Source organism: Frankia sp. R82 (assembly GCF_023716925.1).
Taxonomy (GTDB): Bacteria; Actinomycetota; Actinomycetes; order Frankiales; family Frankiaceae; genus Frankia.
Genome location: NZ_JAMQQG010000280.1, coordinates 50,871 through 57,262 on the forward strand (window position 1 = coordinate 50,871; position 6,392 = coordinate 57,262).

General features: G+C 72.6%; 4 protein-coding genes and 1 pseudogene. 2 read left to right on the forward strand and 3 right to left on the reverse strand.

Going from position 1 to position 6,392, the window contains the following annotated elements:
* Positions 1 to 405: 405 nt before the first annotated feature.
* The gene (locus ND747_RS20455; protein ID WP_251735488.1) at positions 406 to 786 is read right to left on the reverse strand and encodes a rhodanese-like domain-containing protein; all 381 of its coding nucleotides are present in this window, start codon (positions 784 to 786) and stop codon (positions 406 to 408) included.
* 68 nt (positions 787 to 854) lie between these two features.
* Entirely contained in the window at positions 855 to 1,589 is a 735-nt protein-coding gene (locus tag ND747_RS20460) for a cysteine dioxygenase family protein (protein ID WP_251735477.1), read from the reverse strand.
* A 684-nt stretch (positions 1,590 to 2,273) separates the two neighbouring features.
* Here ND747_RS20460 and ND747_RS20465 point away from each other — a divergent pair.
* A complete protein-coding gene (locus tag ND747_RS20465; RefSeq protein ID WP_251735478.1) occupies positions 2,274 to 3,983 on the forward strand; it encodes a GAF domain-containing protein in 1,710 nt (569 codons plus the stop codon).
* A 28-nt stretch (positions 3,984 to 4,011) separates the two neighbouring features.
* Here the strand turns inward: ND747_RS20465 and ND747_RS20470 are convergent, their stop codons facing one another.
* Positions 4,012 to 4,743: a response regulator gene (locus ND747_RS20470; RefSeq protein ID WP_374216281.1), complete on the reverse strand. Its 732-nt coding sequence runs from the start codon at positions 4,741 to 4,743 to the stop codon at positions 4,012 to 4,014.
* Between the two features lie 533 nt (positions 4,744 to 5,276).
* Here ND747_RS20470 and ND747_RS20475 point away from each other — a divergent pair.
* A pseudogene (locus ND747_RS20475) lies at positions 5,277 to 6,392 on the forward strand (hypothetical protein); the annotation flags it as partial.

Below are 6,392 nucleotides of genomic sequence, written 5' to 3' on the forward strand. Positions count from 1 at the left end.
CCGGCGGGTAGTCCCCCGTGCGGGGGTCTACGATCGGTGTTCCAGCTAGCCTACGGGCCGATTACGGGCAGATGTCGAGTCCGCGAAGTCCGCCCGCCATGGCGCGTTCGGGCGGCCCATCGGGCCTAAATGTGTTGAGAATTACATTTAATGCCTTTGCTGGAGCATGCGCGTGACGCCCCGTTCGGGGTAGCGCGCAGGCGGCAGGCCGGGGGGTGGACCCGCCATCCGGCCGTGCGCGGGCAGGTCCGCGGTGGATGCGGTCGGTCCGGTGGGGCGCCCGGCGCGGGAGTGCGCGGCGGTCCGCGGAGGCCGGCGTGGGATCAGGTCCGAGCCCGCGATGGGCAGCCTGGCGTCGGTGGCATCAGGGCCGGGCCGTGATGGGCGGTGTGGACCGGTGACGGATCAGTGGGCGGTGGTGCCGGGCCGGACGGGCAGGCCGGCGGCGGCCCAGGCGTGAAAACCGCCGATCACATCGGTGGCCCGGGTCAGGCCGAGGTGCCGCAGTGCGTCGGCCGCGAGACTCGACGTGTAGCCCTCCGAGCAGATCACGATCACCTGGAGATCGTCACCGGTGGCGATCTCCAGTCGGGCATCGCTGGTCGGATCGAAGCGCCACTCCAACACATTGCGCTCGACGACGAGGGCGGCTGGAATCTCTCCCTCGGCGGCCCGCTGCGCGGCCGGTCGGATGTCCACCAGCACGCTGTGGTCGTCCGTTGCGAGCGCCTCGGCGGCGGCCTCGGGTTCCAGCCGGTGCAGCCGGGCCCGGGCTGCCGCGAGCATCGCGTCGATTCGGCTGCCACCCGCCGGCCTCGACGTCGGGTCGGCCCCGGACGCCGCGTGGGAGCTGGTCAACGCGGGTCCCCGGTCGCCAGCACAGCCGCGGTGCGGGTCTGCGGTCGTGGAATCTCGGGCCCGGTCTCGACCGCCACCCCGGCGGCCGGCACCCCGACGGGCGTGGCGTCGGGGCAAGCGGCGTCGGCGGGGAGGTAGCGCAGGGGCAGCTCGGGCGGCGAGTAGGCGTGAATCGTCGTCGCGAGTGCGGTGCCGCGGTTCGCGACCCGGTGCACATGGGCGATGTTGAAACCGACGCTGTCGCCGGATGTGTACGTCCGCTGGCCGACGAGTGACCAGGCACGGTCGTAGTGGTCCTCTTCGAGTACACCCTCGGCGACCGTCAGTGCGCCGAGTGCACCACCATGATCGTGAATCTCGGTCTGCTGCCCCGGGTACCAGCCGATCAGCCACACCTCGACCGTCGCGGACAGCAACAGCCGGGTGTACCAGCGCCGGTCGGGCTGGTGGTGAATGACGGGCCGCCACACCTGCGGGGCGCCGGCAATCGTGGCGGTCAGCGTGCGCAGCGTCGCCAGATCGACCCGTCCGGGCTCGTCGCTGAGGCAGCTCGGCGGCAGGAACACCGCCGGCTGGACGAGTGGCGCCAGTGTGGCCAGCGCGGCCAGCTCGGTGGACGGCGCCGGCCGCGCGGGCAGAGCCGGTTGGACGGGCAGAGCCGGTTGGACGGGCAGAGCCGGTTGGGCGAGCAGAGCCGGTTGGGCGAGCAGGGACGGATGCAGCAGAGGCACAGAATCTCCAGGGGAGCGGACAGCGGTACGCCCGCGCCGTCGATCGCGAAACCGGTCGGGTACCTGTGGCAGGCTCGCCGGTCGGCCGGCGAAGCCGGGTGCACCGGGCACTGGCGTCGCCCGGACCAGGGAGGTAGCCGAACGCAACGGCGGCGTGGCCTGGACGGATGCCCTGGGCAAAGACGCGGACCGCGACCTGAGCGCGCTACGGCGCAGTGAAGCCGTGGCCGACGCGGGTCAGGGCTGGAAGAACCGGAAGACGGGGGGCCTGCCCGGGCGAAGTCGACCTGCGGGTGCGGCCGGCGCGATCACCGTGCGGCCGATACCCGCCGACGGACCGAGGGCGGTGGCTCAACCCCGCCCGGTACAGGCCGCGCTGACGGCCCGGCCAAGGTCGGTCACGCGATCGCGGTGCAGAAAGAGGCGCGTCGCTGCCATGCGCACAGTGTACGACGGCCCGGCCGCGGACGGTGCGTCCAGCCGGCCCGCCCCGACCGGGCGTGGCGCGGTGGAGGTGGGAGATACGGGGTGCCGCGTTGGTGTTTCCCTGGGTGATCCTGGTGGATATCCTCCGAGACAGCGTGAACCGCTTCGGCGATCCCCGTCCCGCGAGGCCGGATGGGGCGGCGCGGTGCGTCGGCGGGTACGGGGTGCGTCGGCGGGTAGCGGAGAGGGACGGCCAGGATGGACGACCTGCACGACCGGTTGTCCGCGTCGGTCGACGAGGTGGCAGCCGTGCAGTCGCGAATGCAGGGTCTGCTCGACGCCGTCGTCGATGTCGCGCAGGAGTTGAGCCTGCCGGTGACCCTGCGCCGGATCGCCGAGGCCGCGGCGAACCTGGTCGACTGCGACTACGGCGCCCTGGGTGTCATCGGTGCGGCGGGGGAGATCGCCGACCTGTTCCACGTCGGCTTCGACGACGAGGTGTCGGATCGGATCGGCCGGCTGCCGCTGGGTCGTGGCCTGATCGGGCAGAGTCTGCGTGATCCTCGGCCGCTGCGGGTGGCCGACGTCGGCCACCACCCGGCGGCCGTGGGGTTCCCGCCGGGCCATCCCCGGTTCGACACGTTCCTGAATGTGCCGATCATGGTCCGGGGGGCGGCCTTCGGCACCCTGTTCCTCGGGGCCAAACGCGGCGGCGGCGAGTTCTCCCGCGAGGACGAGAGCCTGGCCTGCGCGCTGGCCGCGGCGGTCGGCTTCGCCATCGAGAACGCGCGGCTGTACGAGACGGCCCGGCGCCGGCAGGCGTGGCTGCATGCCAGTGCCGAGATCACCACGGCGCTGCTGTCGGTCGCCGACCCGAAGGAGGCGTTGGCGTTGGTGGCACGCCGCGCCCGGCAGGTGACTGCCGCCGGGCTGGCCGCCGTCCTCGTCCCCGACGGGGAGGAGGGAACTCTGGTGGTCGAGGTCGTCGACGGCGCGGGTGCGGCACGGTTGCGCCGCCGGGTCCTGCAGCGTAACGACCGTCTGCTCGACGCGATGCGCACCGGACGGGCGACGCTGGTCGGCCCCGGGGCGATCGACGGTCCGCTGTTCGGCGAGGATCTTCCCGATCCACCGGCCGAGCTCGGAATGGTGGTGCCGCTGATGGCGGCCGGCCGGGCACTGGGCGTGCTGGTGCTGGGGATCGAGGGCACGTCCGTGCCCTTCAACGGGCTGGACCTGGAGATGGCCGCCGCGTTCGCCGGCCAGGCGGCGCTGTCGTTGGAGTTCGGGCGCATCCACCGCGACCGGGAACGGCTCGCCGTCTTCGAGGAACGCGATCGTATCGCCCGCGACCTGCACGACGTCGTGATCCAACGGTTGTTCGCCACCGGCCTGCAGCTGCAGGGCATGGCCCGGATGGCCGGCGGCCCGGTCGCCGCCCGGCTGCACGTCGCCGCCGACGAACTCGACCAGACCATCGCCGACATCCGCCAGACGATCTTTTCGCTGACCTCGGCGGACGCCGACGGTGCGGACCTCGCCGCGGAGATCCGCGCGATCCTCACCCAGACCGAACGTGCCCTGGGTATCACCCCGCAGATCCGGGTGGACGGGCCGATCGACCGGCGGGTCCCTCCGAGCATCCGGCCCCACATGCTCGCCGCGCTGCGTGAGGCGCTGTCGAACATCGCCCGCCACGCCCGAGCCACCCGCATCGACGTCCTGCTGCGGGTCACCGGCGTCGACGTGCTGGTGGAGGTCCGCGACGACGGCTGCGGCCCGGGCGGGGCGTCGCGCAGCAGTGGGCTGACGAACCTGCGCCGCCGCGCGGTGGATCTGGGTGGACGGATGGCGTTCGGGCCGGGGGAGAGCGGTATCGGCACGACCGTCAGCTGGCAGGTACCGCTGATCACCACGCCTGAGGCGCTGCGGGTGTTCACCCCACCGGACGGCCTGCCCCTGCGGTGACCCGTGCCGTCGTGGCGGGGCCGGGTGGCTAGCTGTTCAGCCGGGTGGCGAAGACGGCGGCCTGGGTACGGCTTTCCAGACCGAGTTTGGCCAGCATGCTGGAAACGTAGTTCTTGACCGTCTTCTCGGCCAGGTACATCCGACTGGCGATCTGCCGGTTGGTCAGGCCCTCGGCGATCAGTCGAAGGATGCGTCGTTCCTGGTCGGTCAGACCCGCGAGGCGCTCGTCCTCGGCCGGGCCCTCCCGCAGGCGGACCAGCACCCGTGGAGTGACGGCGGGATCGAGCAGCGACTTGCCGGCGGCCACCTGGCGGACGGCTTCGACCAGCGCGTTGCCGCGGATCTGTTTCAGGACGTACCCGGCCGCCCCCGCCATGATCGCGGTGAACAGCGCCTCCTCGTCGTCGAAGGAGGTCAGGATCAGGCAGGCCACGCTCGGATTCGCCGAGCGCACCTGCCGGCAGACCTCGATCCCGCTGCCGTCCTCCAACCGCGCGTCGAGCACCGCCACGTTGGGTTCCAAGGCGAGGATCCGCTCGGCGGCCTGGTTGGCCTGACCGGCCTCACCCACGACCTCGAGATCGTCCTCCTCGGTGAGGAGGTCGCGCAGGCCTCGTCGGACGACCTCGTGGTCGTCCAGCAGGAACACCCGGATGGGCCGGTCGGCCCCACCGGCCCCACCGGCCCGGTCGGCCTCACTGGATGGCCCAGGGGTCGCCGCGCCGCCAACGGCGGACCTGCCCGCCGGTTCGTCTGACACGTTGACTCCGCCCGACCTCGCCGTCGTAAGGAAGAACATCGCTGCACGTCACGTTCGGCAAGCAGGATATTACCGCATTGGCCCGCGTTGGGGCGGCCTCGGTGCGGCGCCGCCGATCGAGGCAGCGCGATCCTCGTGACAGCACAGTGTTGTAGTAGCTGACTCGACGCGTCACGAGTCCCGTCGCGACGCGCCTCGTCATCTTCGCCCACCCCATCTTGTCGGCGGAAAAGTCCACTTTGCGCGCTTATGTCGTTACTGTGTCCAAACACACCCCGATGCGGAGCGCGTCAGGTCCGTCCGTCAGAATGCTGGTCGTCGCCCGCCGCTGCCGGTCGGGTTGTCCAGGTGTCCGGCCCGGGCCGGGTTGCCTGGTCACGGGCGCGCGTCCGGCCCGCGACACCTTGGTGTCAGCGAGCAGCCGAGGGCGTCAGGTGTCGGGGTCGCCCGCTGCCGGGGCTTCGGGTGGACGGGTCGGACCGGCGGGCGTCTGTGGGCGGCGCAATGATCGTGTGACGAAAGGACGTGCGCCCGTGCGATGGGGTAAGAGCGACAGCCAGACGCCCAGAGCGACCGAAACAGACACCCCCGCGCCCGTGCCGACCGCGGTGCGGATCGCCACGCTGTTGGCGGAAGGCAGCCGGCAGACCACGGCTGCCGCCGGCACCGGCGCGGCCACGGCAGCTGCCGGCGACGCCGGCACCGGGAGGGCCACGGTCGGCGCTGGGACAGCCAGCCGGGCGTGGACGCTGACCGAGAACCTTGCGACTCCTGCCACCTCCGCGGCCGAGGTGGTGACCACCTATCGGGTGTCGGCCGCGGTGGCTGACGACGACGCGGCCGGGCCGGACCCGGCGCTGTCCTACGACCTGCTGGTCCGCTACCGCGAGAGCCTGTCGGCCGCCGGCTTCGTCGTCACCGACGTGCTCGAGGGCTGGCGCACGATCGCCCTCGACGTCCTGACCGAGCAGGATGCGGCCATCGCCCACAAGGAGTCCAACGGCGTCTCCGCCGCGCCGGTGGACGCGGATCGGTCCGCATCCGAGGCCGTGCTCACGGTGACCGCCGCGGCGCCTGACGTGACCGCGCCCACCGCGGCCGAGTCCGAAGCCGTGCTCGAGGCCGTGACGGCCGAGGTTCCCGTCGCGACCGGGTCCGCCGGGCCGGCCGTGACCGAGCCGGCCGCGACGGTCGAGCCCGGGCCGGGCGACGCCGCGCTGGTGGACACGGCCGCTGCCAGCCCGGTACCCGAGCCGGACAGGGCGGCGGAATCCACCGGGTCCGGCGAGGTTGCGCCGGCCGAGGCCGAGACGGACGACGCGGCTGCTCCGGCCACCGCGACTCCCGCTGAGATCATCGCTCCCGCTGAGATCACGGCCTCCGGGGCCGAAGGCATCACGGTGACGCAGGGCGCCGACGTCGATGTCGATGTCGCTGGCGACGCGCCGGAGCAGACCGGGGCGGACCATGAGGCGTCCGACCAGGCCGCGTTGGCTGCGACCCCGGCCGGCGGGGACGAGACGGACGCGGATGCGACGGACGCGGGCGATGGTTCGGCGCGCAAGAGCCGTAAGCGCCGTGGCGATGGCGAGCTGGGCCGTCCACGGGCGCGACGCGGGCTGCTCGGTCGGCGTCGGCCGGCCGACGCC

Bases quoted from the DNA above. Each gene is read 5' to 3' on its own strand.
- ND747_RS20455 (WP_251735488.1), bottom strand. From the start codon at position 786: ATGCTCGCGGCAGCCCGGGCCCGGCTGCACCGGCTGGAACCCGAGGCC.
- ND747_RS20465 (WP_251735478.1), top strand. From the start codon at position 2,274: ATGGACGACCTGCACGACCGGTTGTCCGCGTCGGTCGACGAGGTGGCA.